General features: G+C 71.0%; 23 protein-coding genes. 5 read left to right on the forward strand and 18 right to left on the reverse strand.

Translation table 11 applies throughout. The annotated features are described in order from the left end of the window. Positions 1-9: 9 nt before the first annotated feature. The 7 genes from AC1HFW_RS25555 to AC1HFW_RS25585 form a co-directional block, all read right to left on the reverse strand. Positions 10-762: a hypothetical protein gene (locus tag AC1HFW_RS25555; protein WP_479285544.1), complete on the reverse strand. Its 753-nt coding sequence runs from the start codon at positions 760-762 to the stop codon at positions 10-12. 2 nt (positions 763-764) lie between these two features. After that, a complete protein-coding gene (locus AC1HFW_RS25560; RefSeq protein WP_479285545.1) occupies positions 765-1,664 on the reverse strand; it encodes an alpha/beta hydrolase in 900 nt (299 codons plus the stop codon). 59 nt (positions 1,665-1,723) lie between these two features. Beyond that, complete coding sequence (locus AC1HFW_RS25565; protein ID WP_006391270.1) at positions 1,724-2,395, reverse strand: anti-sigma factor; 672 nt, start codon at positions 2,393-2,395, stop codon at positions 1,724-1,726. Further along, positions 2,392-2,937, reverse strand: coding sequence for an RNA polymerase sigma factor (locus tag AC1HFW_RS25570; protein WP_006391269.1), 546 nt, complete (start codon positions 2,935-2,937; stop codon positions 2,392-2,394). Before AC1HFW_RS25570 ends, AC1HFW_RS25565 begins: the two co-directional genes overlap by 4 nt. Before the next feature lie 124 nt (positions 2,938-3,061). After that, positions 3,062-3,550 carry a RidA family protein gene (locus AC1HFW_RS25575; RefSeq protein ID WP_479285547.1) on the reverse strand — a complete coding sequence of 163 codons (489 nt, stop codon included), beginning with the start codon at positions 3,548-3,550 and terminating at the stop codon, positions 3,062-3,064. Beyond that, complete coding sequence (locus tag AC1HFW_RS25580) at positions 3,538-4,419, reverse strand: PhzF family phenazine biosynthesis protein (RefSeq protein WP_479285548.1); 882 nt, start codon at positions 4,417-4,419, stop codon at positions 3,538-3,540. Before AC1HFW_RS25580 ends, AC1HFW_RS25575 begins: the two co-directional genes overlap by 13 nt. Then, positions 4,412-5,377, reverse strand: a complete 966-nt coding sequence (locus tag AC1HFW_RS25585) for a Bug family tripartite tricarboxylate transporter substrate binding protein (RefSeq protein WP_479285550.1) — start codon at positions 5,375-5,377, stop codon at positions 4,412-4,414. The genes AC1HFW_RS25580 and AC1HFW_RS25585 overlap by 8 nt, the downstream gene beginning before the upstream one ends. Positions 5,378-5,590: 213 nt before the next feature. Between AC1HFW_RS25585 and AC1HFW_RS25590 the strand changes: the two genes are divergently transcribed. Continuing rightward, positions 5,591-6,379: an AraC family transcriptional regulator gene (locus AC1HFW_RS25590; protein ID WP_479285551.1), complete on the forward strand. Its 789-nt coding sequence runs from the start codon at positions 5,591-5,593 to the stop codon at positions 6,377-6,379. A gap of 15 nt (positions 6,380-6,394) precedes the next feature. Here the strand turns inward: AC1HFW_RS25590 and AC1HFW_RS25595 are convergent, their stop codons facing one another. From AC1HFW_RS25595 to AC1HFW_RS25610, 4 genes are read right to left on the reverse strand one after another with little or no spacing between them, the layout of a single operon-like run. Then, positions 6,395-7,531, reverse strand: a complete 1,137-nt coding sequence (locus tag AC1HFW_RS25595; protein ID WP_035359500.1) for a hybrid sensor histidine kinase/response regulator — start codon at positions 7,529-7,531, stop codon at positions 6,395-6,397. Between the two features lie 20 nt (positions 7,532-7,551). Beyond that, on the reverse strand, positions 7,552-8,163 hold the full coding sequence (locus tag AC1HFW_RS25600; RefSeq protein ID WP_241073521.1) for a chemotaxis protein CheB: 612 nt from the start codon (positions 8,161-8,163) through the stop codon (positions 7,552-7,554). Further along, on the reverse strand, positions 8,160-9,005 hold the full coding sequence (locus AC1HFW_RS25605) for a CheR family methyltransferase (protein ID WP_479285553.1): 846 nt from the start codon (positions 9,003-9,005) through the stop codon (positions 8,160-8,162). The genes AC1HFW_RS25600 and AC1HFW_RS25605 overlap by 4 nt, the downstream gene beginning before the upstream one ends. Before the next feature lie 15 nt (positions 9,006-9,020). Further along, positions 9,021-12,434 carry a response regulator gene (locus AC1HFW_RS25610; RefSeq protein ID WP_479285555.1) on the reverse strand — a complete coding sequence of 1,138 codons (3,414 nt, stop codon included), beginning with the start codon at positions 12,432-12,434 and terminating at the stop codon, positions 9,021-9,023. Between the two features lie 175 nt (positions 12,435-12,609). On the opposite strand from AC1HFW_RS25610, the gene AC1HFW_RS25615 reads away from it, so the two are divergent. Continuing rightward, a complete protein-coding gene (locus AC1HFW_RS25615; RefSeq protein WP_225856555.1) occupies positions 12,610-13,044 on the forward strand; it encodes a response regulator in 435 nt (144 codons plus the stop codon). Positions 13,045-13,123: 79 nt separating this feature from the next. Here the strand turns inward: AC1HFW_RS25615 and AC1HFW_RS25620 are convergent, their stop codons facing one another. Further along, positions 13,124-13,828 carry an ankyrin repeat domain-containing protein gene (locus tag AC1HFW_RS25620; protein ID WP_479285556.1) on the reverse strand — a complete coding sequence of 235 codons (705 nt, stop codon included), beginning with the start codon at positions 13,826-13,828 and terminating at the stop codon, positions 13,124-13,126. Positions 13,829-13,958: 130 nt separating this feature from the next. Between AC1HFW_RS25620 and AC1HFW_RS25625 the strand changes: the two genes are divergently transcribed. Both AC1HFW_RS25625 and AC1HFW_RS25630 read left to right on the forward strand, forming a co-directional pair. Continuing rightward, a complete protein-coding gene (locus AC1HFW_RS25625) occupies positions 13,959-14,867 on the forward strand; it encodes a LysR family transcriptional regulator (protein WP_479285557.1) in 909 nt (302 codons plus the stop codon). Between the two features lie 94 nt (positions 14,868-14,961). Then, positions 14,962-15,975 (forward strand): cyclase family protein, encoded by a 1,014-nt coding sequence (locus AC1HFW_RS25630; RefSeq protein WP_061073377.1) that lies wholly within the window; start codon positions 14,962-14,964, stop codon positions 15,973-15,975. Between the two features lie 44 nt (positions 15,976-16,019). Here the strand turns inward: AC1HFW_RS25630 and AC1HFW_RS25635 are convergent, their stop codons facing one another. Genes AC1HFW_RS25635 through AC1HFW_RS25660 form a run of 6 tightly spaced genes read right to left on the reverse strand, consistent with a single transcriptional unit; the run spans position 16,020 to position 23,499 of the window. Then, entirely contained in the window at positions 16,020-18,365 is a 2,346-nt protein-coding gene (locus AC1HFW_RS25635) for a molybdopterin guanine dinucleotide-containing S/N-oxide reductase (protein ID WP_479285559.1), read from the reverse strand. Between the two features lie 7 nt (positions 18,366-18,372). After that, positions 18,373-19,236: a sulfurtransferase gene (locus AC1HFW_RS25640; protein WP_479285560.1), complete on the reverse strand. Its 864-nt coding sequence runs from the start codon at positions 19,234-19,236 to the stop codon at positions 18,373-18,375. A gap of 13 nt (positions 19,237-19,249) precedes the next feature. Further along, a complete protein-coding gene (locus AC1HFW_RS25645) occupies positions 19,250-19,591 on the reverse strand; it encodes a carboxymuconolactone decarboxylase family protein (RefSeq protein ID WP_061073379.1) in 342 nt (113 codons plus the stop codon). A gap of 37 nt (positions 19,592-19,628) precedes the next feature. Further along, entirely contained in the window at positions 19,629-20,633 is a 1,005-nt protein-coding gene (locus AC1HFW_RS25650) for a Bug family tripartite tricarboxylate transporter substrate binding protein (protein ID WP_479285561.1), read from the reverse strand. Positions 20,634-20,673: 40 nt separating this feature from the next. After that, positions 20,674-22,038, reverse strand: a complete 1,365-nt coding sequence (gene purB, locus AC1HFW_RS25655) for an adenylosuccinate lyase (protein WP_479285563.1) — start codon at positions 22,036-22,038, stop codon at positions 20,674-20,676. Positions 22,039-22,056: 18 nt separating this feature from the next. Further along, on the reverse strand, positions 22,057-23,499 hold the full coding sequence (locus tag AC1HFW_RS25660) for an FAD-binding oxidoreductase (RefSeq protein ID WP_479285565.1): 1,443 nt from the start codon (positions 23,497-23,499) through the stop codon (positions 22,057-22,059). A 158-nt stretch (positions 23,500-23,657) separates the two neighbouring features. Here AC1HFW_RS25660 and AC1HFW_RS25665 point away from each other — a divergent pair, with 158 nt between their 5' ends. After that, positions 23,658-24,386: an IclR family transcriptional regulator gene (locus tag AC1HFW_RS25665; protein WP_225856556.1), complete on the forward strand. Its 729-nt coding sequence runs from the start codon at positions 23,658-23,660 to the stop codon at positions 24,384-24,386. Positions 24,387-24,404 lie beyond the last annotated feature (18 nt).

Here is a 24,404-nt window from a genome sequence, read left to right on the forward strand (position 1 = left end):
TAAAAACCCTTAGTCGCAACGCCCCGTCAGCGGCGTGGCCGCGGCGGCGTCCATGTCCTGCTGCGTGGGCGGGGCCAGCTCGGCGTCGGGGGGGAATTCGATCCGCACGGTCTGCGTGCCGCCGTTGTCGTCGCGCAGGTTGCTGGGGCCTTCGAAGCGGCGCAGGCGCCGGCTGTCGCGGTCGTAGGTCACGCGCAGCGGCGGCGCCGCGAAGCCGTACCAGGCATCGAGCCGCAGCCGGAACGTGCGCTGGCCCGGTTCCGGCTGGTCGCGCACCTGTACCTCCAGCGGCACCCAGGCCAAGCGGCTGGGCACCAGGAATTGCAAGGGCGCGGCCGGCGGGTCCCAGTGCGCGCGCAGCCAGGCGTCGAAGCCGGCGTCGATCACGGGATCCGCGACCGCCGGCAGCTTCTGGCTCTGCATGGCGGCGCTGGCGCGGGCCTGCATATAGACGTGACGTTCGCCGTCGCGGCGGCTGGCGCCTTCGCGATAGCCGTCGCGCTGGTCAAACAGGGCGAAATCGGGCGCCGGATCGTCGACGCCGCCGCGCACCCATTTGCGCGCGAAGGCGGCGCCGTCCGGACAGCGGTACAGCACCAGCCGGGTCTGCCGCGCGCCGTCCCTGACGAGCCAGTGCTCCTCGCGGTAGCGCTCGGCGCCGCCGTGCGGGGCATAGGCGTAGCCCAGGTAATGTTCGTTGGCCGCCTGCGCGCCGAGCGGCGCCAGCGGCAGGATCAGGGCAAGCAGCAGCGATGGGCGCATGGTCATTCTCTAGGGGCGGGGGCGCACGGGCGAGCGACGAACGCGGCCATGTCGTCCAGCACCGGCGCGCGCCAGCGCAACGGCCGCGCCAGCGCGCCGACCAGCAGCTTGTGGCCGAGGTCGGGATACTCGACCAGGCGCGCGCAGGCGCCGGCGGCGTGCAGCGCGCGGGCCAGGCCGGCGCTGTTGCGTCGTGGGTCCACCGCGGTGTCGGCGCTGCCGGTCAGCAGCAGGCCCGGCGGGGCGGCGGCGCTGACGTGGCGGATGGGCTGCGAGTCGGCCGGCGTGTCGGGAAACCGGAACACCGGCCGCACGTCGCGGTCGACGATCGGCAGGAAGTCGTAGGGGCCGGCCAGGCCGATCCAGCCGGCCAGCGTGCCTGGCGCGGAGCCGGCCTCCCGCAGCCAGCGCGGGTCCAGCGCAAGCATGGCGGCGATGTAGCCGCCGGCGCTGTGGCCGGCCACGAACACCCGGCCGGGGTCGCCGCCATAGGCGCCGATATGCCGTTGCGTCCAGGCCACCGCCAGCGCGGCGTCCTGCAGGAATGCGGGGTAGGCGGCCTCGGGGTAGAGGCGGTAGTCGGCGATGACGGCAATGATGCCGCGCGAGACCAGCGCGTCGCCGGCGAAGCGGTAGTCGGCGCGTTCGCCGCTGCGCCAGCTGCCGCCGTAGAAGAACACCACCACCGGCGCGCCGGCGGCGTCCAGCGGCGCATGGATGTCCAGGCGCTGGCGCGGCAGCGGGCCATAGGCCAGCCCGGACGTGGCGCGGCTGGCGCCGTCGGGCACGGCGCCGTTGAGCAGGGTCAGGGGCGAGCAGGCGGCCAGCAGGCACAGCGCCAGGCCTGCCACCAGCAGCATTTCGAGCAGGCCGCGCGGGCCCGGGCCGATCCAGGAAGACATGGGGTGCTCCGCAACGGGGACACCCCTCTATACGGGCCCGGGCCCGCGTTGGATGCGGCTCAGATCTTCAGCACGTCGCCGCTCATGATGACCGGCCCGGTGGGCGCGCCGGTCGGCGAGCCGCCCGGCGGTTCCAGCGTGATGGCCAGTTGCTGGACGCCGGCCAGGCCCTGGGCGCGGCGCAGCGCCGTCAGGCCTTCGGGCGACACCAGCCCGACCGACTGCGGCGCCTGGCCGGGCGGGATGGCCCAGAGCTCCAGCGCCTTGTCGCCGGCGCGCGTGGCCAGGTTCTGCAGCGCCTGGATGCGCAGGCCGCCGGCTTCGTCGGCGCGCACCACCAGCATGGCCTGGGCCTCGGGGCTTTGCAGCACGGCCATCAGTTGCGCGCGGGCGGCGCGGTCGACCTGCATGGGGTAGATGACGACGCCGGCCACCAGCAAGGCGGCCAGCGCGCCGCTGGCGATGCGCCAGAATGCCAGGCCGCGCCACCAGGGGGCGGCGCCGGGGCGCAGGCGCGATTCGATGGCGCGCCAGACGCGGCCCGGCGGCGTCCTGCCCGGCAGCGACCAGAGCAAGGGGTAGATGTCGTCTTCCCAGCCGCGCACCTGCCGGCGCAGGTTGGCATCGGCGGCCATCAGGCCCTCGAAGCGGCGGCGCGCGCCGCCCCGCATGGCGCCCGAGACATAGTCGGCCGCCAGCCGGGCGCGCAATTGCGGATCGCGGTAGTTCATGACAGGCACCTCTTGAGCCGCTCCATGCCGCGCCGTACCCAGCTCTTGATCGTGCCCAGCGGCGCCTGCAGGCGGCGGGCGATCTCGCCGTGGCTCAGGTCGTCGAAGAAGGACAGCGCGATGGCCGTGCGCTGCTGGCCCTCCAGCTGCTTGAGGCAGTCGGCCAGGCGCCGGGCGTCCTGGTCGGTCTGCAGGCGCTCGAAGGGGCCGGGCGCATCGTCCGCCCAGGCCAGCGTCAGCTCGCCGTCGGCGTCCGGGCGCTCCAGGTCCGGCCTGCGCAGCAGGTCGATACAGCGGTTGCGCACGATGCGGGTCATCCAGGTCATGACTTGGCTCTGCTCCGAAGAATAGCGGGCGGCGTTGCGCCAGATATTGATGAAGCTGTCCTGGAGGACTTCTTCCGCCCAGTCGCTTCGTCGCAATATACGGACGGCGAGGGCAAACAGATGCGGGGACGTTTGGCGATAGAGTTCGGCCAGCGCGGATTCCTGGCCGCGCGCGCAATCCTGTATCAGGGCCTGCAGACGTATCGGGTCGGGCATGAAGAATATCCGGGGTCACATTGGGGTGCGGCCGCAGCATGCGCGGAAAAGGGGGGGCGGCGGCGGGACGCGCCGCGGCACCATGCCGACATACTACCGAAAACTCCCGCGTCGTTGCGCGGGCTCATCCGCCCAGCAGGGCGATGATCTCCACCTCGGCCCAGGCGCGGCCGGGCAGGCTGGTCACGCCCACCGCGCTGCGCGCCGGACGCGGCATGGCGGGAAAGGCGGCCTCCAGTACCCGCGAGGCGCCGTCCAGCACCGCGCTGTGCTCCTCGAAGTCCGCCGCGCTGCGCAGATAGCCGCGCAGCTGCAGGATGGCGCGCACCTGGCCGAGGTCGCCGCCGCAGGCCTGGCGCAGGGCGGCCAGGCCGCTCAGCGCCGCCTGCGCGCATGCCGCCCGGGCTGGCGCGAGGTCCTGGCCGGGCTGGCACAGCCCCACGAGCGGCGCGCCGTCCAGGCGGCTGGCCTGGCCGCTGACGCAGGCCAGCCGGGCGCTGTCCAGCGCCACCAGGTGGAAGGGGGCATAGCTGCCGCGCGGGCGCGGCGGCGCCGGCAGGCGCCAGCCCGCGGCGGCCAGCCGGGACTCGATCGCGTGCGTCACGTCATCCATTGCGTGACGCCGCTCAGCCAACAGCCCGCGCCATCGCCGCGCGCGCGCAACTGGATCGCCGACGGCGAGCCCATGGCCACGCCCTGGCGCACCGTGTAGACCTGGCCCGGGGGGATGGCGCCGGTCTTGTCCAGATAGCCCCACAACGCCGCCGCCGCGATGCCCGTGGCGGCGTCCTCGGGATAGCCGGAGGCCTTGGGGAACTGCCGCGCGCTGGCGCCATCGGCGCCCAGGGCATAGGGATACAGGCCGGTCGAGCCGATGGCCTCGCACAGGCCGCGCATGGCGTCGAAGTCGGGGGCCAGGGCGTCCAGCGCGGCCGCGTCGGGCAGCCGCACCAGGGTTTTGACGCGGCTGGTGCTGGCGTTGACCATGTGCAGGCCAGGCAGCCCGGGATCGATGCGCAGCACGGCCGCGATGGCGCGGCACTGGTCCGGCGTCAGCGCGGACGTGGCCACGGCGGGTTGCGAGACCCAGGCACGGTCGCGCGCCTCGTCCCATTCGATGTCGACGCTGCCGCTCAGGGTCTGGACCCGCGCGGCGGGCGTGCGCCAGTGGCCCCATTGCCGCAATGCCCAGAGCGTGCCGACGGTGGCGTGGCCGCACATCTCCATCTCGTGGCCCGGCACGAAGAAGCGCAGCCGGCACAGATGGCCGTCGCGATCGGCCGGCACCACGAAGGACGATTCGTGGCCGTGGCGCGCCGCCAGGGCCTGCATGTCGGCGGCCGTCATGCCGCGCGCGTCGAGCACCAGCGGCACGGGGTTGCCGCCCTGGGCGGCCTGGGTGGGATCGACGAAGACGCGCAGCAGGGCGGCCGTGCCGGCGGCCGGCTCGGCGGGCGCGGGCAGGGATTGAAGGTCAGTCAAACTGGACTCCGAGGGTGGTGATGAGCTCGCCCCAGAAGGCGAGGTCGTGGGAGACGGTGCGCGTCAGCGCGTCGGCCGTGTCCGGGCGGACGTCGACGCCCTTGGCGGCCAGGTCCGCCGCGATGGCCGGATCGCGCAGCACCGTGTTCAGGGCAAGATTCATCTTCTGCACGATGGCCGGCGGCGTGCCTTGCGGGAAGGCCAGGCCGTACCACAGCGATTGCGTGTAGGCCGGCATTCCTTGCGCGGCGAAGGTCGGCACGTTCGGCAGGATCGGGGTGGCGCTGGTGGTGGCCACGGCGACCAGCTTGCCGCTCTGCACGAACGGCGCCAGGCCCACGGGGTTGTCGAACATGATGTCGACCTGGCCGCCGATCAGGTCGGTGTAGGCGGGCGCCGCGCCGCGGTAGGGCACGTGGGTCAGGTCCAGGCGCTGGTCTTTCTTGAACATCTCGCCCAGCAGATGCGACACGGTGCCCGCGCCCACCGAGGCGTAGGTGGCGCCGCGGCCCTTGAGCGCCGCGACCAGCGCGGGCAGGGTGGCGGCCTTCAGGGCCGGCTGCGCCGCCAGCACGTAGGGCGAGGTGCCGATGAAGCCGACGTAGTCGAAATCGCGGGCCGGCTTGTACGGCAGGTTCTTGTACAGGCTGGCGCTGAGCGCGACGGTGCTGGTGGTGACCGCGACGGCGGTGTAGCCGTCGGGCTTGGCGCGCGCGGCCTGGCCGGTGCCCACCGTGCCGCCGGCGCCGCCCGCGTTCTGGATGATGACGGTCTGCTGCAATTGGCGCGTCAACGCCGGCTGCAGCGTGCGCACCACCAGGTCGGTGCCGCCGCCGGCCGGGAACGGCACGATCAGCGTGATCGGTTTATCGGGCCAAGCGGGTTCGGCCGCCGCTCCCGCGAGCGGCAGGGCCAGGGTGGCGGCGGACAGCAACGTTAGCGGCAATGCGCGGATCATGGACTTCCCCTTGTATTGGTGGCGTGTCCAGATCGTAGGGACCGGCCCGCGCGCGGGCGAACCACGGCGCGACAGGGGCTGATCCCGCGCGCGACAACGACGGCGCGGCGCGGGCGCCGCGCTTGCGGGAAAGCGGGCGCGCGTCGATACTGGCCCAACGTCCATTCCCGCCCGCGCCGGCCCGCTGCCGGCGTGGCCACCGCGCCGCCCATCATGCGTTCCGTCCCGCTTTCGTCCAAACAGGACCTGATCGCCCAGACCGGCTTTGCCATCGCCGCCAGCCGCCAGCCGCACTATGCCTTCCACTGGCACGAGCACGACTGCGCCATGCTGCTCTGGCCGCGCGCCGGCGCGCTCGACAGCGCCTGGCAGGACGAGGAAGGCGCGCGCCGCCGCAGCCGGCTGGTGCGCGGCCAGGCCCTGCTGCTGCCGTCGCACGTCGAGCACAGCACGCGCGCCGAGAGCGCCGCGCAGCAGCACGGCGAACTCTATCTGGCCCCCGAATTGCTGCGCGACTGCCAGGCATGTGGTGTGCTGCTGCTGGATGGCGCGGCCCAGGCCATGCTGGACGCGCTATGGAAGCCGGCGCTGGCGGACGCGGCCCTGCCGATGCTGGTGGCGGCGTTGATCACGCAGCTCGATGCCAATCACCGGCTGCAGGCCCGGGCCCGCGTGGCGCAGGCGCCGCTGCCGTTGGCGCGGCAATGGCTGGCGCTGCTGCGCGGCCGGCTGGAGGAAGGGCAGCCGCTGCCCGCCATCGCGGAATCGGCCAGCGCGCTGGGCGCCACCACGCGCACGCTGCAGCGCGCCTGCCAGGAAGCCTACGGGCTGTCCCCCATCGCCCTGCGCCGCAAGCTGCTGGCGCAGGCCGCGCGCCAGCGGATCGCGCTGGGCGAACCGGTGGCGCGGGTCAGCGCCGAACTGGGGTTTGCCAGCAGCGGGCACCTGGGCCGGCTGCTGCGCGCGGTCGATCCGGGCTCGGATGGCGCCGGCTCGGCCTGATCCGGGTCTTGCCGCTCAACCCGCGGCGGCGCAGGCCTGCCGTGGCAGCGCCACGCGGAAGCGGGTGATGCCGTCGCGCGATTCGGCGCTGATGCGGCCGCCATGCGATTGCGCCACCTGCTGCGCGATGAACAGCCCCAGGCCCAGGCCGCGATGGCCGCCGGCCGGCCGCACGCCGCTGCGGAACGGGTTGAACAGCTGCGGCAGCAGCTCGGCGGGGATGCTGCCGCCGTTGCTGACGGTGACCACGACCCGGTCGGCGGCGGAACCATCCACCTCGATCCGCACCGGCACGTCGCGGGCGCCATGGTGCAGGGCGTTGCCGAGCAGATTGGCCAGCACCTGCGCGATGCGCTCGCCGTCCCATTCGCCAATCGGGTCGCCATGGAATTCGGCGTCGATCTCGCGCTCGGCGAAGCCGGTGCGCAACTCATCCAGCGTGCGGTTGACCAGCGTGTCCATGCCGATGCGCGCCGGCGCCAGCGCCAGCCCGCCGGCCTGGCGGATGCGCGTCACGTCGAGCAGGTCCTCGATCAGGTGCTTCATGCGCTCGCCGCTTTGCAGCATGCGCTGCGCCAGGCTGACGACGCGGGCGTCGCCGCCCTGGCGCTCCAGCATCGACGCGCCCATGATGACGGCCTGCAGCGGCGTGCGCAGGTCATGGCCCAGCACCGCCATGAACATGTCGTTGACCCGCAGGGCCTCGGTGCGCGCTTCCAGCTGCTGCGCCAGCGCGCGCCGGCGCTCGTGCAGCTCGAAGAACACGTTCGCCTTGCTGCGCAGCATGTAGGGGTCGACCGGCTTGTAGAGGAAGTCCACCGCGCCGCTCTCGTAGCCGCGGAACTGCCAGTTCTGTTCGCGCGAGCCGGCGGTGATGAAGATCAGCGGAATGTGGCGGGTGCGTTCGCTGCCGCGGATCAGCTCGGCCAGCTCGAAGCCGTTCATGTCGGGCATCTGCACGTCGAGCAGCGCCAGCGCCACGTCGGGATGGTTCAGCAGCAGTTCCAGCGCCTGCGGGCCCGACTGCGCTTTCAGAACTTCGACCCGGTCGCTCGCCAGCAGCGCTTCCAGCGCCACCAGGTTCTCGGGCACGTCGTCGACCAACAGGCACTTGATGCGGTCGTCCGAGGGTTTGGCGGATGTCAATATCATGGTGTCGTGGGGTTGGGAGTTCAGGGTCGCGGCTGCGCGGGCAGTCGCGACAGCAGCGCCGCGATGGCGGCGGGCGCCAGGACTTCGGCGGTGTCGATGCGCGCCAGGGCGGCGTCGGGCATGGCGCGCATGGCGGCGGTGTCCGGCGCCTGGACCACGGCGCGGCCGCCCGCGGCGTGGATGGCGGCCAGGCCGGCGGCGCCGTCCTCGTTGGCGCCCGACAGCAGCACGCCCAGCAGCCGTTCGCCATAGCCGTCGGCGGCGGACTGGAACAGCACGTCGATCGACGGCCGCGAGAAATGCACCAGCGGGCCGATCGACAGCGCCAGGCGCGGTCCGCGGTCGACCAGCAGGTGGTAGTCGGGCGGCGCGAAATACACGTGGCCCGGCTGGATGGGCTGCTGGTCCTCGGCCTCGCACAGCGGCAGCGCGCAGCGGTCGCGGAAGATGTCGGCCAGCAGGCTGCGGCGGTCGCGCGGCAGGTGCAGCAGCACGATCACGGCCGCGCGCAGGCCGGCCGGCAGGGCGGGCATCAGCAGGTTCAGGACCTCGATGGCGCCCGACGAGCCGCCGATGACGATGGCGTCCCAGTCAAGCGCCGCGTCGCGGCGATCCGGCGTCGGGGCGCTCACAGGCCGGCCTTCTTGCGGTAGATGCGGTCTTCGAGCACGAAGTCGTCGAAGCCGTCGGCCTGGGCGGAAAAGCGCACCGACTCGCGCGAACCCAGGCCCATGAAGCCGCGATGCACCAGCGCGTCGTGGAACAGGCGCAGCGCGCGGTTCTGCAGGTCGCGCTCGAAATAGATGAGCACGTTGCGGCACGACACCAGGTGCACCTCGGCGAATACGCTGTCGGTGGCCAGGCTGTGGTCGGAGAACACTATGTGCTCGCGCAGCCGCTTGTCGAACACCACGCGGCCGTAGCGCGCGGTGTAGTAGTCGGACAGCGAGCTGCGGCCGCCGGACTGGGCGTGGTTGCTGGTGAAGGTGGCGACCCGCTCCAGGTCGAACACGCCCTGTTCGGCCGCGCGCAGCGCATGCGGGTTGATGTCGGTCGCGTAGATCAGGGCGCGGTCCAGCAGGCCTTCCTCGTGCAGCAGGATGGCGAGCGAATAGACTTCCTCGCCGGTGCTGCAGCCGGCCACCCACACCTTGATCGAGGGGTATGTGCGCAGGATCGGCACCACTTCGCGGCGCAGCGCCAGGAAGTAGCTGGGGTCGCGGAACATGTCGCTGACCTGCACCGTCAGGAATTGCAGCAGGCCGGTGAACACCGAGGGCTCGTGCAGCACGCGGTCCTGCAGCTGCGACAGGGTCTTGCAGCTGAAGTGCGACAGCGCGCTCTGCAGGCGGCGCTTGAGCGAGGCCTGCGCATACGCGCGGAAATCGTAGTGGTACTGGTGGTAGATCGCGTCGAGCAGCAGCCGCTGCTCGATATCCTCGGTATGCGCCTTGTTCGGTGGGGACTGGGGCATGGTCGCGGGGCCGCGTTACTTGCGCATCCAGACGCGCACCAGCGACAGCAGGCGCTCCACGTCCAGCGGCTTGGCGATGTAGTCGTTGGCGCCGGCCGCCAGGCATTTCTCCTGGTCGTCCTTCATGGCCTTGGCGGTCAGCGCGATGATCGGCAGGCGGCGCCATTCGGGCCGCGTGCGGATCTCGCGCATGGCGGTGTAGCCGTCCATCTCGGGCATCATGATGTCCATCAGCACCAGGTCGATCACCGGATGGCCGTCCACGCCGACGCGATCCAGCGCCTCGAGCGCCTCGCGGCCGTTGCGCGCGATCTCCACCCGCAGGCCGGTCGGCTCCAGGATGCTCGACAGCGCGAACACGTTGCGCACGTCGTCCTCGACCACCAGCACCGTGCGGCCTTCCAGCGTGCTGTCGCGGCTGCGGGCCAGCTCCAGCATCTGGCGCTGCTGCGGCGGCAGGTCGGCCTCGACCTGGTGCAGGAACAGCGTCACTTCGTCAAGCAGGCGCTCGGGCGAACGCGCATCCTTGATGATGATGGACTTGGAGAAGCGGCGCAGCTGCTGCTCTTCGTCGCGCGACAGGGCGCGGCCGGTGTACACGATCACGGGCGGGAACGACACGCTCTCCTGTTCGGCCATCTCGCGCAGCAGCTCGTAGCCGCTGATGTCGGGCAGGTTCAGGTCCATGACCACGCAGTCGAAGGTGGCCTCGCGCAGCAGGTTCAGGGCGGCGCCGGCGGTCGCGGCCGGCACGATCTCGACGTCGTCGCGCGCCAGCAGCTCGCGCACGCTTTCGCGTTGGCGGTCATCGTCCTCCACCACCAGCACGCGCCGCACGTTCTGGGTGAACTTGGCTTCCAGGCGCAGCAGGGCCTGCGTCAGCTCTTCGCGCTTGACCGGCTTGAGCGCGTAGCCGATCGCGCCGCGGCCCATGGCCTCCTGCGAATAGTCGGCCACCGACACGATGTGCACCGGGATGTGGCGGGTCTGGGGATTGCGCTTGAGCTGGTCCAGCACGCCCAGGCCCGAGAAGTCGGGCAGGTTGATGTCGAGCACGATGGCGTCGGGCCGGCGCTGCGCCGCCAGCGCCAGGCCGTCGGTGGCGGTGTGCGCGGCCAGGCAGCCGAATCCCATTTCGCGCGCCAGGTCGCCGAGAATGTCGGCGAAGCGTTCATCGTCCTCGATGACCAGGATGGTGCGGCCGGCCTCGGGGGGCGGTTCCAGGGCCGGTTCCGGCGAGCTCATCGGCTCGGCCGGCGGAGGCGTGACGGGCGCCTTGGGCGTCGCCCAGGCGGGAATTTCCGGCATTGGCGCCGCGGCGATCGGCGCGGGCGCGGCCGGCGCGGCCTCCAGGCGCATCGGCAGCAGCAACGTGAACACGCTGCCTTGTCCCGGCGTGCTGACCAGCGACAGGGTGCCTCCCAGCAGCTTGGCCAGGTCGCGCGAGATCGACAGCCCCAGGCCCGTGCCGCCATGCTTGCGGTGGCTGCTGCCATCGGCTTGGCGGAAGGCTTCGAAAATCAGTTCCTGCTGGTCGGCCGGCACGCCGATGCCGGTGTCCTGCACGGCGAACGACAGCATGTTGCGCGGCGCGCGCGAGACCTTGAGCGCCACGCCGCCCTGCTCGGTGAACTTGAAGGCGTTCGACAGCAGGTTCTTGAGCACCTGGCCCAGCCGCTGCGGATCGGTGTGCAGCGACGCCGGCACGTCGGCGGCGATGTCCAGTGCCAGCGTCAGGCGCTTGTCCTGCGCGATCGGCCGCAGCGGATCCAGCAGCCGTTCCAGCGTGGGCGCGATGGCCACCGCCTCGACTTCCACGGTGGCCTGGCCGGCCTCGATCTTGGCCAGGTCGAGAATGTCGTTGATCAGCGCCAGCAGGTCGCTGCCCGCTTCGTAGATGGTCCGAGCGTACTTGACCTGGTCCGCGCTCAGGTTGCCCGGCTTGTTCTCGGACAGCAGCTTGGACAGGATCAGCGTCGAATTCAGCGGGGTGCGCAGCTCGTGGCTCATGTTGGCCAGGAATTCGCTCTTGTACTGGCTGGCCTGCGTCAGCAGCCGCGCCTTGTCGGTGAGCGCGCCCTGCACCCGCAGCAATTGCTCGGTCTGCATCTCCAGGCTGACGTTGGCCTGCTTGAGCTCGGTCTGCTGCACTTCCATGCGGGCCTGCGATTCCTGCAGGATGCGGCTTTGCTGTTCCAGCTCTTCGTTGCTGACGCGCAGCTCTTCCTGCTGGGTCTGCAGTTCTTCCGACTGGCGCTGGGTTTCGGCCAGCAGCGCTTCCAGGCGCGTGCGGTCCAGGCCGGCGCGGATCGCCGAGGCCAGCATCTCGGAGGCGCCTTCCAGCAGGCTGCGCTCGCTCTGGCCGACGGCGTGGTTGAAGCCCAGTTCGATCACGGCATAGACGCGCTCGTTTTGCATGGCAGGCGCGAGGATCAGCTCGGCCGGGTTGGAGCGGCCGGTGGCCGACGAGACCTCGAAGTGGCCGGCGGGCACGTCGCGCAGGTGCAGCAGCTTGCGCGAGGCGGCGGCCTGGCCGACCAGCCCCTGCGCGCCGGGAATCTTCTGCGCCAGCCGCTCGGCCGGCAGGGCGTAGCCGCCAAAGAGCTCCAGGTCGTCGCCGCCGTTGGTGACGACGTAGCCCGCGCCGACGCTGGCGTGCAGGTAGTCCGCCAGGTAGTCCAGCGCGCGCTTGCCGATCTCGTCCAGGCGATGGTCGCCGCGCAGGCGCAGGCTCAGGCCCGACAGGCCGGTCGTGACCCAGGCCTGGCGCGCCTTGGCGCGGTATTCGCGGATGGTCATGCCGGCCGATGCCAGGATCAGCGCCAGCAGCAGCAACGATCCGCCCCATGAGTAAAGGGTGGAGGTGGCCGAAGCCGCCGCCCAGGCCTCGCGTTCCTCCTCGACCTGGCTCAACTGGCGCGTGTACAGGTCGGCGACCAGGTCGCGCAGGCGGTCCATCGCGTCCTTGCCGGCGTCCGTGCGCACCACGGCCATGGCGCCTTCCACGTCGCCGGCCTTGCGCATTTCGACCGTCTCGCGCAGTTCGGTCAGCTTCTGCTGCGTGATGCCGGCGATGTCGTTGACGATGCGGCGTTGCGCGGAATCGCCGCTCGCCGCTTCCTTGACCACTTCCAGGCGCTGTTCGATCAGCGGCACCGAACGCAGGTACGGTTGCAGGTAGGACGGGTCGCCCGTCAACAGATAGCCGCGCTGGCCGATCTCGGCATCCTTGAGCGCCGAGTTGAACAGGCTGAGCTGGCGCACCGTCTCGGTGGCGCGGTCCATGGCCTTGACCGCGCGGGTGCGGGTCTCCGCCGAACGCACGTTGACGAAGGCGATGAGCAGGGTGGCCAGCGCCGCCAGCACGAAACCGCCGATCAGGGTGCGCGGAAGGGTATGGCGGCTGGCGGATTGCAGCGAATTCGGCATGAGAACGGTTTACGGTTCGGGGGGGAAAGGACCGATGGACTATACAGGGGTATGGAGCGTTCGTTTCGCCCGGATACAATTACTTCACACATGAAGAGCCCGCATGTCCTAGGATTCGGCCTCTCCCCCAATCTGTTTTGCCCGCCGGCGTCTTGAATGCATGGCACCGACAACCATGACGAAAATCCTTTTGGTCGACGATCAGCCCGTGCTGGTCGCCCTGATGAGCGAATTCCTGAGCGGCGAAGGCTATGACGTCACGACGCACACGGACGGCTTGACCGCGCTGCGGCAAATGCTCGAAGTGCGGCCGGATCTGGTCATCACCGACTTTTCCATGCCCGGCATGGACGGCGGGGCCTTGCTGACCGCCATGCGCGAGAACGCCTACCTGGGCGACACGCCGGTGCTGGTGCTGAGCGGCCGGCCGGAATCCGAGATCGCCGCGGCCTGCGAAGGGCGCGCCACCCTGATGCGCAAGCCCGCCGAGCCGCACGACGTGCTGGCTGTCGTCCGTCGCCTGGCGCCGGCGCCCGCGCGGCGGCCGCGCGCCGACGCGCCGGTCCTGGCGGCGGGCGAGGCCCGCCAACTGGCCGCCCTGGCCGCGTAGCGCCGCCTCGCTGCGCGCCGCCCCGGGCCCGGCCCGCGCGCGCACGGATTCCCATCGACGACAGGGCTGGCAAGCGGCCTCAGCGCGCCCCGGCGGCCAGCAGCAGCTGCGTCGTCGCCGCCTGCCCGCGCTGGCGCGCGTGCCACAGCGGGCTACGGCCATCGCCATCGGCCAGGTTCACATCGGCCCCGCCCGCGATCAGCAGCGCGACGACGGCCTGGTGGTCAGGCCCGCCATCGCTCAGGATGATGGCCTCCAGCAGGCCCGTCCAGCCCAGCCGGTTGACATGGTTCGGATCGACGCCGGCCTCCAGCAGCATGCGCACCGTTTCGACCAGGCCGCGTTCGCAGGCCGGGATCAGCGCGGTGCCGCCGTAGCGGTTGGTGCTGCGCAAGTCGGCGCCATGGCGCAGCGTCCGCGCCAGGATGCCGTTGTGGCCGCGCGCGCCGGCGTACAGGTAGGCGCTGTCCTGCATGGCGTTCTTGGCGTTGACGTCGGCGCCGGCCTCGATGAGAACCTTGGCGGCGGCCTCCGCATTGGCCAGCGTGGCGCGCAGCAGGGGCGTGTTGCCGTCGGCGTCGCGCGCTTCCAGCGGCGCGCCTTCGGCCAGCAGGGCCTGGACCCGGGCGGCGTCGCCGTCGCCGGCGGCCCGCAGCAGGGCGGCGCCCGCCTCGGCCGCGCGGGGACTGGCCGCGCCGGCCGCACCTACGCCGGTCGCACCGCTCTCCGCGACCATGAGCAGGGTGGCGGCCAGGAATCTGCGCCAGGAACGGATGATGGACATGCGTCGAGCCTCCTTGTCGTGTAACGGGATACCCCCTGATTATGCCGCCATGGCCCGGCACGGTCCGCCTGTTTGGCGAATGCCGCCGATCCCTGCAGAATCCCGGGATTCCCTTCTATCCGTTTCCGCCATGGACACCTTCAACTACATGCGCGCCTTCCGGCGCATCGTGGAACTCGGCAGCCTCGCCAAGGCGGCGGAAGACCTGAACCTGTCATCCGCCGGTCTGAGCAAGCAGTTGCGCACGCTGGAAGCCCACCTGGGCGCGGTGCTTCTCCAGCGCACCACCCGCAAGATGAGCCTGACCGACACCGGCGCCGCGTACTACGCCGAATGCTGCCGCCTGCTCGATGAGCTCGACACCCTGGAGAAATCCATCAAGCAGCAGTCCGGGCGTGTCGCCGGGCGGCTGCGCGTGAACGCGCCCGTGTCTTTCGCGTTGAGCGTGTTGTCGCCGCTGCTGGCGCGCTTCCTGCGGCAGTATCCGGAGCTGCGGCTGGACCTGGCCATGGAAGACCGCCTGGTCGATGCGGTGGGCCAGGGGTTCGACGTGTCGATCCGCCTGCGCGCGCAACTGGACGATTCCTCGTTGATCGCGCGCCGGCTGGCGTCGCTGACGCAGGTGCTGTGCGCGGCGCCGTCGTATCTCGACCGCCACGGCCGGCCCGACAGCGTGGACGCGTTGCGCGCGCATGACCTGCTCAGCTATAGCCTGGCCGACAGCCCCGGCCCGGTTCCGGATGACGACGCCGGGCAGCCGGCGGACCCGTTCGGCGGCCCGGCGCGGGTCCAGGCCAACAACAGCCTGATGCTGCGCGATCTGCTGGAGGCCGGCCTGGGAATCGGCGCGTTGCCGTCCTTCCTGGCCGCGCCCGCCATCGCCGCGGGCCGGCTGGCGCAGGTGCTGCCGGAGCTGCCCGGCGCGCCGCGCCATGTCTACGCGGTGTATCCGACCAGCCGCCACCTGCAGCCCAAGGTCAAGGCCTTCGTGGATTTCCTGGCGGCGCATCTGCCCGCCGCCATGCGCGGCGATTGCTGACGCCCAGCGAATAATGTCCTGCCGGCGGCCACCTTACTGGCGCGCCGTTCCCTCCGTAAGCTGGCGTCCATTGAAACCACGCACAAGGTGCATCATGTCGCTGTCTTACTCCCGCAAACTGCTCGGCCTGGCGCTGGCCGCCGCCCTTGCCGGCAACGCTTTCGCGCATGGGGCGCCGTCGCGCGCCCCGGCGTCCGGACAGGAGGTGGGCATCAGCCCCTGGGGGCCCGACGACGAGATCGGCCGCCTGAACCTGATCACGCCCGAATCGCGCGCCGCGATCATGTCGCGCGTGGCCGGCGGCAAGGTCTACGACCTGGCCACGGAATACTACGTGGGCATGCCGAGCTGGCAGGACGCGGGCGATCCGCGCTACCAGTTCTGGATGACGCACACGCCGCGCGGCACCGAGGTCGACGACCCGATGGGCGTGGGCAAGGACATGAACGCCACGCGCAGCTACACCGGCACCGCGTTCTCGATGTACAGCCACACCGGCACGCACATCGACGCGCTCAACCATTTCGGCATCCACGGCAAGATCTGGAACGGCTTTCGCGCCGACGAGCACCTGGGCGACCGCGGCTGGCGCCGCACCGGCATCGAGAAATTCCCGCCGCTGGTGGCGCGTGGCGTGCTGATCGACGTGGCCGCGCTCAAGGGCGTGGACATGCTGCCCGATTCGTACCGCATCACCCGCCAGGACCTGAAGGCGGCGCTGGCGCGCCAGAAGACCGCGTTGCAGCAGGGCGACATCGTGCTGATCCGCACCGGCCGCATGAAGCTGTACGACGATCCGGCCGCCTACATGGCCAAGCCGCCCGGCATGGGGCTGGACGCGGCCCGCTATCTGGTGGAGGAGGGCGGCGCCATGATCCTGGGGGCCGACAATCTCAGCTTCGAGACCTTCCCGTCCGAGGTGGCCGATGACTACGTGCCGCTGCATACGTATCTGCTGGCGCAGCAAGGCGTGCCGATCATCGAGCTGGCCGCGCTGGACGAGCTGTCGCGCGACCAGGTCTATGAATTCGCCTTCATCGGCGGCCCGCTGAAGATCCGCGGCGGCGACGCGGCGCCGCTGCGCCCGGTGGCGATGCCGTTGCGCTGACGCGGCTACGCCGCCCGCCTGCGCCTGCGGCCGCGCCGCCCGGCCTATGCCTTCGTCCGGGAGGGTTCGCCGTGCTGCGGGCGATCAAACGCGCGCATCGGCGGCAGGATGCCGTCGTAGCGCTCGACCTGCACCGCCGTCAGTTGGCCGCTGCAACCCTGCGCCAGCGACGAGGTGCCGACGTCGCGCGTCAGGATGTTGGGATTGCCGTGGCCGCACAGCGTCACCTCGCCGCGCTCGTCCCGCACCGGGTCGTACCAGGCGCCGGTGGGCAGCTGCGCCACGCCGGGCATGATGGCCTCGCTCAGCGTGGCGCTGGCCAGGCAGGCGCCGCGCTCGTTGAACAGCCGCACGATGTCGCCCTCGGCGATGCCGCGGGCGGCGGCGTCATCGGGATGCAGGGTGCACACCTCGCGGCCCTGGCGCTTCTGTGACGCGCTGTGGGCGCCGAAATCCAGCTGGCTGTGCAGGCGGGTGGCGGGCTGGTTGGCGACCAGGAACAGCGGATGCGCCGGCGTCGGCGCATCCTGTGGCGCCAGCCAGGCCGGATGGCCGGGGCAATCGGGGTAGCCGAAGCCGGCCACGGTCGGCGAGCTGATCTGGACCTTGCCGCTGGGCGTGGGCAGCGGCTTGCCGGCGGGATCGCCGCGGAACGCGCGCAGGATGCCGCCGTCGTCCTCCTGCTGCGGCAGCGTCAATTCGCCGCGCGTCCAGAACTGGTCGAAGCCCGGCGCCTCCAGGCCTTTTTCCTCGAGGGCCGCGCGGGTTCTTTCATACAGGTGGCGCAGCCATTCGCCGCTGCTGCGGCCTTCGGTGAAGGCCTCGCGCGTGCCCAGCCGTTCGGCCAGGTCGGCGAAGATGTCGTAGTCGTCGCGCGCCAGGCCGTTGGGGGCGGCGATGCGGTGCATGGCCACCAGCAGCGGGTCGGTGGGCGCGCCGCCGATGTCCTCGCGTTCCAGCGTCATCGTGCAGGGCAGCACGATGTCGGCGTGGCGCGCGGTGGCGGTCCAGCCGATCTCGTGGACCACGAAGGTGTCGAGCGTGGCGAAGGCGCGCGACAGGCGCTTGAGGTCCTGGTGATGGTGGAACGGGTTGCCGCCCGCCCAATAGGCCAGGCGGATGTGCGGGTAGTCCATGCGCTTGCCGTTGTAGTCGAACGGTTCGCCAGGGTGCAGCAGCATGTCGGCGATGCGCGCCACGGGGATGAACGCCTTGACGCCGTTCACGCCCTGCGGCAACGATGCCACCGGCACCGCGTTGCTGCGCTTGCCGTAGTGCGCCAGCGTGCCGAGCGCGTAGGCGTAGCCGCCGCCCGGCAATCCCAGCTGCCCCAGCGCCGCGGCCAGCACCGCGCCCATCCAGACCGGCTGTTCGCCATGTTCGGCGCGTTGCAGCGAATGCGCCACGGTCACCAGCACGCGCTTGCCCGGCAGCGACCGCGCGATCCGCGCGATGTCCGCGGCCGGCACGCCGCAGATCGGCGCGGCCCAGGCCGGGTCCTTGGCCTGGCCGTCCGCGCGGCCCATCAGGTAGTCCTCGAAACCGTCCCAGCCTTCGCAGAAGTCGCGCAAGAACGCCTGGTCATGCCAGCCATTGGCCACCAGCTCGTGCACCAGGGCCAGCATCAGCGCCACATCGGTGCCGGGCACGGCGCGCACCCACTGCGCCGCCGCGTCCGCCGGCAGGTCGGAGGCCAGCGGACTGATGTTCAGGAAGCGGCAGCCGCGCCGCGCGGCCTGGCGCATCGAGTCGCGCTCGATGTGCCGGCTGATGCCGCCGCTGGCCACGCGCGAGTTCTTCAGCGCCATGCCGCCGAAGGCCAGCACCACGTCGGTGTGCGCCACGATCTGTTCCCAGGTGACGTTGCGGCGCGCCACGTCGTCCATGCTGCCCAGGATGTGCGGCAGGATCACGGCCGAGGCGCCCGCGCTGTAGCTGTTGACCGAGCGCACGTAGCCGCCCAGCGCCGTGTTCAGGAAGCGGTGCACCTGGCTCTGCGCGTGATGGAAGCGGCCGGCGCTGGACCAGCCATACGAACCGCCGAACACCGTCTGCGGGCCGTGCTGGTCGCGCACCCGGCGCAGTTCGGCGGCCAGCAGGTCCAGCGCGTCGTCCCAGCCGAGCGGCACGTAATCGTCGTGTCCCCGGCGCGCGTCCGGACCCGGCCCGCGTTCCAGCCAGCCGCGCCGCACCATCGGCGTGGTGACGCGCGCCGGATGGTCGAGCGCGTTGGTGAAGTTCTGGATCAGCGGGTTGGGGTCGGGATCGCCCGGATGCGGCCGCACTTCGAGCGCGCCGTTTTTCCAGGCGGCCGAGAACACGCCCCAGTGCGCGCTATGGGACAGGCGGCCGCTGTCGGGACGGGGCGGGCGGGAAGAGGCGTCGATCATGGGCGGATCAGGGGTTGGCGCCCGTGGCGACGGGCGCATCGGGTTGCGCGCTCCATTCGCTCCACGAGCCGGGGTAGAGGGCGGCGCCGGACAGGCCGGCGATTTCCATGGCCAATAGATTGTGGCACGCCGTGACGCCGGAACCGCATTGGCATACCACCGCGTCCGGCGCGTGGCCATCCAGCTGCGCCAGGAAGGCCTGGCGCAGCGCGGCGGGGGGCAGGAAGCGCCCGTCGGCGCCGAGGTTGTCGCGGAAGAACCGGTTGCTGGCGCCGGGGATGTGGCCGCCCACCGCGTCCAGGGTCTCGTTCTCGCCCCGGTAGCGGTCGGGGGCGCGCGCGTCCAGCACCCGGCGCGCGTCGGCGGCCAGCGCCTGGCGCAGCTGGGGGTAGTCCAGCGTGGCTTGGCGGCCCTCGCCGACGGCCAGGGATCCCGCCGGGCGCGGCGCCGGCGCATCGGTCGTGAACGGCTGGCCCGCGGCTTTCCAGGCGCCTTCGCCGCCATCGAGCACCGCCACGGCCTCGTGGCCGATCCAGCGCAGCAGCCACCACAGGCGCGCCGCGTACATGCCGCCGGCATTGTCGTAGGCGACCACCTGGGTGTCCGCGTTCACGCCCAGCGCCGCCAGGGCCCGCGCCAGCGCGGCGCGGTCGGGCAGCGGGTGGCGGCCGTTGCGGCCGGTCTTGGGGCCGCTGAGGGTGTCTTCCAGATGCACGTGGAAGGCGCCCGGCAGGTGGCCGGCATCGTAGTGGCGGCGGCCGGCCTGGGGATCCGTCAGCTCGAAGCCGCAGTCCAGCACCACGATGTCGCGGTGTCGCGGGTCTTGCAGGGCGCGGGCCAGTTCGTCCGCGCTGATCAGGGTGGTGTACATGCGTGGCTCCCGTTCAACCCTGGCCCGCCGCCAGCGCGTCCATCGCGCGCAACGAATACACATAGGCGGCGCCCGCGTTCAGGGCAATGGCGGTGCTCAAGGCCTCGCTCAGCTCCAGTTCCGTCACGCCGGCCTTGCGGGCGGCGTCGGCGTGCGCGGCGATGCAGCCGTCGCAGCGCGTGGTGACGGCCACCGCCAGCGCGATCAGCTCGCGCGTCCTGGCGTCCAGCGTGCCGGTGGCGCCCTGCGCCTGGTTCAGGGCGCGGAACGCGGTCAGCAGCTGCGGGTTGTGCTTGCCCAGGGCCTCGCCGGCCTTGCGGTTGTTGGCGAGGGTGTCGGTCCAGTTCTGCAACATGGTGGGGTCTCCTGAAAATCGGTTCGGTCTGATCGGGTCATTGGCCGATCTGCTTGAGCAGGTCGGGGGTGGCGGCTTTGCGGTAGTTGGCGATGTCGTCGAGGATGTACTGCTTGAACTGGTCCATCGGCAGGTCGCGCTCCATCGCGGCGTCCTTGCGGATCGTGTTCTGCACCGTGGGGTCCGCCAGCGCGCGCGACAGGTGCTCGGACAGCACCTTGATCACCGCGGGCGGCGTGCCGGCCGGCGCCGCCAGGCCGTACCACTGCGTCATGGTCATGTCGATGCCGAGTTCCTTGAAGGTCGGCACGTCGGGCAGGATCGGGCTGCGCTGGCGGCCGGTCAGGGCCAGCACGCGCAACTGGCCCTGCTGCACCTGCGGCACCAGCGGCGAGGCGGTGGCGAAGAACATGTCGATCTGTCCGCCCAGCATGTCGGTAATGGCGGGGCCGGAGCCCTTGTAGGGCACGTGCAGGAGCTTCAGGTGGCCCAGTTCCTTGATCGTCTCCATGCCGATGTGGGCGGCGCCGCCGGTGCCGGTGGAGGCAAAGGTCAGTTCCTTCTGCCTGGCGGCGTCGATCACTTCGCGCGCCGTCTTGAAATGCGACGGCGTGGCCACGAACAGGCCGTGCGGCGCCTCCAGGATCAGGCCGATCGGCGCGAAGTCGTCCGGCACCTTGTACGGCAGGCTCTGCGGCTTGAGCGCCGGCGAGACCGCCAGGTTGCCGCTCATGGCCAGCAGGATGGTGTAGCCATCGGGCGCGGCCTTGGCGACCAGGCCGGCGGCGATGTTGCCGCCCGCGCCCGGCCGGTTCTCGACGATCACGGTCTGCCCCAGGGTCTTGCCCATGGCGGTGGCGATCAGGCGGCCATAGAGGTCGCCGCCGCCGCCCGGCGGAAAGCCGACCACCAGGGTGATGGGACGCTCGGGAAATGCCGCCTGCGCCTGGCCGCCGGCCAGCGCCGCCAGCCCCAGCGCCGCGGCGAGGGCGGCGCGCCGGCCCAGCCGGCGCATGGCGCCGCTTGCGAAGGAAATGCCCATGGTGTTTGTCTCCTGTGTATTTTTTTATCAGGGGGAACCGTCAGGCCTGCAGCCAGCCGGCTTGATGTCGCTGCACCACCCTGTCCACCGAGGCGGCACACTGTCCCAGGTAACCCGCGGGATCGGTCAGGCGCAGGATCTCTCCCTCGCCCAGCAGGTTGGCCAGATCCTTGTGCTGGCGCAGCGCCTGGGCGAAATCGAGCTTGTGCGTGATGCCGTGCATCGAGGCCTCGTAGATCCATTCGTGCGCGGTCTGTTTGCCGACGCGCTCGGACAGGTCCAGCATCACGTGTTCGGACAGCAGGTAGCCGCGCATGCGGTCCAGGTTCAGCGCCATGGCGTCGGCGTCCACGCGCAGCCCGGCCAGCAGGTTCTTGGCCTGGAACAGCATGGCGCCGGCGATCAGGCAGCATTCGGGCAGCGCCTTCCATTCGATCTTCCAGGCAATGCCGTCGCGCTCGCCTTCCTGCACCATGCCTTCGAGCATCAGCGTCGCATTGGCGCGCAGCGGCCGGCACAGGCCGGCGAGGTTCTCGGCCGAGGTCGGGTTGCGCTTGTGCGGCATGGTCGACGAGCCCAGCTTGCCTTCCGAGAAGGCTTCCTCGACTTCGGCGAATTCGTTGCGTTGCAGGTTGAACAGTTCATTGCCGATCTTCGACAGCGTCGCGCCGATCATGGCCAGCACCAGCGCGTATTCGGTGAAGCGGTCGCGCGCCGGCGCCCAGCTGATCGGCGCCGTCTCCAGCCCCAGCCTGGCCAGCGTGCGGCGCTCGACCTCGGCGGCCTGTTCGCCCAGCGAGGCCTGGCTGCCGACCGCGCCGACCACCATGCCCACCAGCACCCGCGCCTCGCATTCCTTCAGGCGCTCGTGATGGCGCGACAGTTCGTCCAGCCACACCGCGCACTTGTGCCCGAAGGTGATGGGCAGCGCCTGCACGCCATGGGTGCGGCCCGCCATGGGCGTGTCGCGATGGCTTTGCGCCAGGCGCGCCAGCTCGCGGCCGATGGCGGCGAGGTCGCGCATGAAGACGGCATGGGCCTGCTTGAGCTGCAGCGCCACGCCGGTGTCGACCACGTCCTGGGTGGTGGCGCCGTAGTGCAGCCATTCGCCATGGTCGGGGCCGCAATGCGCCTGCAATTGCCTGAGCGCCGGCACCAGCGAATGCTTGATGCGGCGGATCTCGGCCGACATCGCGGCGATGTCGATATTGGCCACGGTCGCCTGGGCGCGGATCCGCGCGGCGGCGGCGGCCGGGATGATGCCCAGCTCGGCCTGGGCCTCGGCCAGCGCGGCCTCGAAATCCAGCCATTGCTGGACGCGGTTCTCTTCCGAGAAGATGGGGCGCAGTTCATCGGTGCTCCACAGGTGCTGGAGCGATTGCATGTCGAAGACGGAAACGGGCATGGTGCGGGTCCTGGAGGCTTAGGAGTGATGGGCGGGGCGGGGCAGCAGCCGGCCCGGGTTGAACGTGCCGCGCGGGTCGAGCGCGTGCTTGATGCGTTGCATGACGTCCACCGAGACGGCGGGCTTGTATTGCAGGAAGGCGTGTTGCTTGAGGCGGCCGATGCCGTGCTCGGCCGAGATAGAGCCGTCCAGCCGCGCGGCGACGTCGTGCACGATGTCGTGCACCGCGTCCTCCTGGGCCCGGAAGGCGGCGTCGTCCATCGCCAGCGGCTTGCTCTGGTTGTAGTGCAGGTTGCCGTCGCCGACGTGGCCGAAGCAGACGATGCGGATGCCCGGCATCAGGGCCTGCAGGCGGGCGCCGGCGGTGGCGATGAATTCGGGAATGCGCGACACCGCGACCGAGATGTCGTGCTTGATGGAGGGGCCGTCCAGCCGCTGTGCCTCCGGCACGTGCTCGCGCAGCGCCCACAGTCCGTGCGCCTGGCGGCCGGAGGCGGCGATCACCGCATCGGTCACGTCGTCGTGTTCCATGGCGGCCTCGAGCACGCCCTCGACGGCCGGTTGCGGGTCCATCAAGGCCGACGTCTCGGACACGTCGAACAGCACGGCCCAGGGCGAGGGCTGCGCCAGCGGATCGCGCATGCCGTCCAGCGGATGCGCCAGCACCTGTTGCAGCGTCTGGCGGCCGATCAGCTCGAAGGCCGTGACGCGCTCGCCGACCGCGTCGGTCAGGCGCGCCAACAGGTCCACCGCCGCCTGCGGCGTCGGCACCGCGACCCAGGCCGTCACTACCTTGCGCGGCAGGGCGTAAAGGCGGAAGGCCGCTGCGGTGACCACGCCCAGCGTGCCCTCGCCGCCGATGAAGAGCTGCTTGAGGTCGTAGCCGGTGTTGTCCTTGCGCAGCGTGCCCAGTTGCGGCAGCACGCTGCCGTCGGCCAGCACCACTTCCAACCCCAGCGTCAGTTCGCGGGTATTGCCATAGCGCAGCACCTGTTCGCCGCCGGCGTTGGTGGAGACCACGCCGCCGATGGTGGCGCTGCCTTCCGAGGCCAGCGACAGCGCGAACAGCCGGCCAGCCTCGGCGGCCGCCTGCTGGGCGGCCAGCACCGTGCAGCCGGCTTCCAGCGTGATGCTGTTGTCCAGCGCGTCGACCCGGCGCACCGCCGTCATGCGGTCCAGGCTCAGCACCATTTCGCGGCCCGAGGCGTCGGGCGTCGAGCCGCCCACCAGGCCGGTGTTGCCGCCTTGCGGCACCACCGCCACGCCCTGCGCCGCGCACAGCGCCACCACCCGCGAGACTTCGGCCGTATCGGCCGGGCGCGCCACGGCGCGCGCGGCGCCCGGAAAATTGCGGCGCCAGTCGGCCGTGTAGCGGGCGGTGTCGGCCGCATGGGTCAGGACGTGGGACGGCCCGACGATGGCGCCCAGCGCGGCGGCGAATGCATCGATCTGATTCGGCATAATGCTACGGTGCGCGGCGGGCGTAAGGCTCGCGGGTCGCGCGACGCTTGTCTCCTGGGTTGAAACCGGGACGGCGGTTCCCTGGTCCGGTAGCCGTCTTTCGTTTCATTGATTAAAATACGTTTTATTGAACAAAACTATAGGAAGCATCCGAAACCGTGTCAAGCGAGAATTCCCCTAAGCCGCCCGCCGGCGTGCTCGAACGCGGCATCTCCGTGCTGGAGTGCTTTGGCGAAGACCATCTGCGCTTGTCGCTGCGTGACCTGGCCGACCGCACCGGCCTGGACAAGGCCACGCTGCTGCGCCTGCTGGGCGTGTTCATCAAGGCGCGCATGATCCATCGCTACGACAGCAGCACCTACGCGCTGGGACCGGCGTTGCTGCACATGGGCATGCTGTATCGCGATACCTTCGACCTGGGCTCGCGCCTGCAGCCGGCGCTGCGCAACATCGTCGCGCAGACCGGCGAGACCGTGGCCGTGTACGTGCGCAGCGGCGACGACCGCATCTGCCTGTACCGCGAGAACACCACCAAGGAAGTGCGCCACCACGTCGAGGTCGGCACCCGCATCAGCCTGAAGGACGGCGGTTCGTCGGCGCACGTGCTGCGCGCCTTCACCGGTGGCGCCACGCCGCTGGCGCGCGACATCCATGAGAAGGGCTATGCCATGACCCGCTCCGAGCGGGTCGCGGAAATGGCGTCGGTGGCCGTGCCGGTGTTCGATGCCGACGATGCCTTCGTCGGCGCGCTGGTGGTGCTGGGGCTGGCGTCGCGCCACAACGAGGCGGCGCAGCGCAAGGCGGTCGAGATCGCGCGCCACGAACTGGCGCAGCAGGGCTTTCGCACCGCGCCGCCCGCGTCCTGGACGCCGCCCGCATCCGAATGAGGCGCCCGGGCGGGCGCC

Source organism: Achromobacter sp. ISS7, from assembly GCF_056523125.1.